Here is a 1,033-nt window from a genome sequence, read left to right as displayed (position 1 = left end):
CCGCCGGTTGCCACCAGCGCGAGCCACAGATCGGGGAATTCCGGCATGGTCTTGGCGGTGGTGCCGATGTTCTCGACCTCGACGCCTTCCACCGCGAGGCCGAGGATCGCGCCCGCCGTCGCCATGCGGTGGTCGTCGTACGTGGAGAAGCGACCGCCGTGGAGGGCACTGGGTCGAATGACGAGCCCGTCCTCCGTCTCCTGCGCATTTCCGCCGAGGGCGTTGATCTCCGTGACGAGCGCCGCCAACCGGTCGGTTTCATGTCCCCTGAGGTGGGCGATCCCGGTGAGGGTGGAGGGCGAGTCGGCGAGGGTGCACAGTGCGGCGACGGTGGGCGCGAGTTCACTGGTGTCGGCGAAGTGTCCGCCCCGGATCGCCGGGCCGCCGGTGACGGTCAGGGTGCCCCCGGCAAGTTCCACGGAGGCTCCCATCCTGGTGAGGATGTCCCGCCACTGGTCTCCGACCTGCGTGGTGCGGGAAGGCCAGTTCGCGATGCTCACCGTTCCCCGGGTCACGAGTGCCGCAGCGAGGAACGGGCCCGCGTTCGAAAGGTCGGGTTCCACCTGGACGTCGAAGGCGGCGATCGGGCTCGACCTCGACGCCTTCCACCGCGAGGCCGAGGATCGCGCCCGCCGTCGCCATGCGGTGGTCGTCGTACGTGGAGAAGCGACCGCCGTGGAGGGCACTGGGTCGAATGACGAGCCCGTCCTCCGTCTCCTGCGCATTTCCGCCGAGGGCGTTGATCTCCGTGACGAGCGCCGCCAACCGGTCGGTTTCATGTCCCCTGAGGTGGGCGATCCCGGTGAGGGTGGAGGGCGAGTCGGCGAGGGTGCACAGTGCGGCGACGGTGGGCGCGAGTTCACTGGTGTCGGCGAAGTGTCCGCCCCGGATCGCCGGGCCGCCGGTGACGGTCAGGGTGCCCCCGGCAAGTTCCACGGAGGCTCCCATCCTGGTGAGGATGTCCCGCCACTGGTCTCCGACCTGCGTGGTGCGGGAAGGCCAGTTCGCGATGCTCACCGTTCCCCGGGTCACG

2 pseudogenes are annotated in these 1,033 nt (G+C 69.8%); both read right to left on the bottom strand.

Annotation, left to right across the window (positions count from 1 at the left end):
• Positions 1-587 (bottom strand): annotated as a pseudogene (locus Y705_RS18135) (3-phosphoshikimate 1-carboxyvinyltransferase); the annotation flags it as partial.
• A 1-nt stretch (position 588) separates the two neighbouring features.
• Positions 589-1,033: pseudogene (locus Y705_RS23055) on the bottom strand (3-phosphoshikimate 1-carboxyvinyltransferase); the annotation flags it as partial.

This window comes from Arthrobacter sp. H41 (genome assembly GCF_000520535.1).
Classification (GTDB): Bacteria; Actinomycetota; Actinomycetes; order Actinomycetales; family Micrococcaceae; genus Arthrobacter_D.
The sequence above is the reverse complement of the archived record's forward strand: the minus strand, read 5'-3'. Positions and strand labels throughout refer to the sequence as shown.